1 protein-coding gene is annotated in these 1,597 nt (G+C 69.2%); it reads left to right on the top strand.

The annotated features are described in order from the left end of the window. The first annotated feature begins 35 nt into the window (after positions 1 to 35). Positions 36 to 1,597, top strand: a protein-coding gene (locus KIT86_RS25080) for an IS3 family transposase (RefSeq protein ID WP_287984732.1) whose coding sequence is annotated in 2 segments (ribosomal slippage) — positions 36 to 474 and positions 474 to 1,597 — 1,563 coding nt in all. Because the reading frame shifts where the segments join, the coding sequence is not laid out codon by codon here.

The following is a 1,597-nucleotide window of genomic DNA, read 5'->3' as shown; positions in this document are numbered from 1 at the left end:
TAGGACAACCCAGGGGGCGGCGATGAAGGACGGAATTGGCTCGATACGGACAGGCATTCATGGACAAGGCGGTGGCGAGGTTGCTGCCGCCGGAGAGCGCACCGCTGGAAGTGGTGTCGCAGGAAATGGGCGTAGGGGTGGGAGCGCTGGAGCGGTGGCGCGACAAGGCGCAGTCCATGCCCGCCCGAGGGCGGGCATGGACTGCGGGCGCGCGGCTTGAGGCGGTGATCACGACGGCGGCGATGAGCGAGTCCGCCAAGAGCGCGTGGTGCCGCGAGCACGGCGTGTACCCGGCCGAGTTGGACAAGTGGCGCGCGAGCTGCACCACCGCTCTGGCCGACCCCGAGGACGCCCGCGCCAGCCCGCAGGCCACGCGCGCCGACCGCAAACGAATCAAGGAACTCGAGCGCGATCTGCTGCGCAAGGACCGTGCGCTGGCCGAGACGGCGGCGCTGCTGGTGCTATCAAAAAAAGTCGCGGCGATCTTCAACAAGGGCGAGGACGAATGATCGGCCTCGAAGATCGCCAAGCCCTGGCCCAGGACATCGAAGCTGCGCACGCCGCAGGAGCGCGGCTGCAACCGGCCTGCGAGACCGCCGGCATTGATGCGCGCACCTTGCAACGCTGGAAGGGCAAGGACGGCCTCACAGCGGGCGACGGCAGGCCGCAGGCGGTGCGCCCCACGCCTGGCCATGCCTTGAGCCCTGAGGAGCGCGCGGCGCTGCTGGCCGTGGCCAACGAGCCGCGCTTCGCCTCGGTGCCGCCGGCGCGCATCGTGCCCATGCTGGCCGACGAAGGCGTGTACCTGGGCAGCGAGTCGAGCATGGCCCGCGTGCTCAAGGCGGCGGGGCAGAACGCCCGTCGCGGTCGCGCCAAGGCGCCCAGGGCGACACGCCCGCCCACCACCCACATTGCCACGGCGCCGGGCCAGGTCTGGTGCTGGGACATGACCTACCTGCCGGCCAACGTGCTGGGCCGCTGGTTCCACCTGTACCTGATCCTGGACCTGTACAGCCGCAAGATCGTGGGCGCCGAGGTGCATGACAGCGACGACGCCGACCATGCCGTGCACCTGGTGCGCCGCACGGCGCTGGCCGAGAGCATTGCCACCATGGACACCAAGCCGGTGCTTCACGGCGACAACGGCTCGACCCTGAAGGCCACGAGCGTGCTGGCGATGCTGCAATGGCTGGGCGTGAAGCCCTCGTACTCGCGGCCCCGCGTCAGCGATGACAACGCCTACGCCGAATCGCTGTTCCGCACGGCCAAGTACCGGCCCGAGTTCCCTGCCAAAGGCTTCGCCGGTCTGGATGAGGCCAGGGCATGGGCGACCGAGTTCGTGCGTTGGTACAACGTCGATCACCGCCACAGCGGCATCCGCTACGTCAGCCCGCAGCAGCGCCACGCTGGCGAAGACCGAGCCATCCTGGCGGCTCGGCGCGAGCTGTACGCCCAGGCCCAGCAACGCAATCCGGCACGCTGGTCTGGCAACACGCGCAACTGGTCGCACATCGACGTGGTGGCTCTCAATCCCGAGCGCGACGAGCTGGCCAACAAGGCCGCCGCCGCTCAACATACTCAGCTCAACGCTGCGTGA

The sequence above is a fragment of the Hydrogenophaga sp. genome, from assembly GCF_026125825.1.
GTDB lineage: Bacteria > Pseudomonadota > Gammaproteobacteria > Burkholderiales > Burkholderiaceae_C > Hydrogenophaga.
This window is presented reverse-complemented; position numbering and strand designations above follow the sequence as displayed.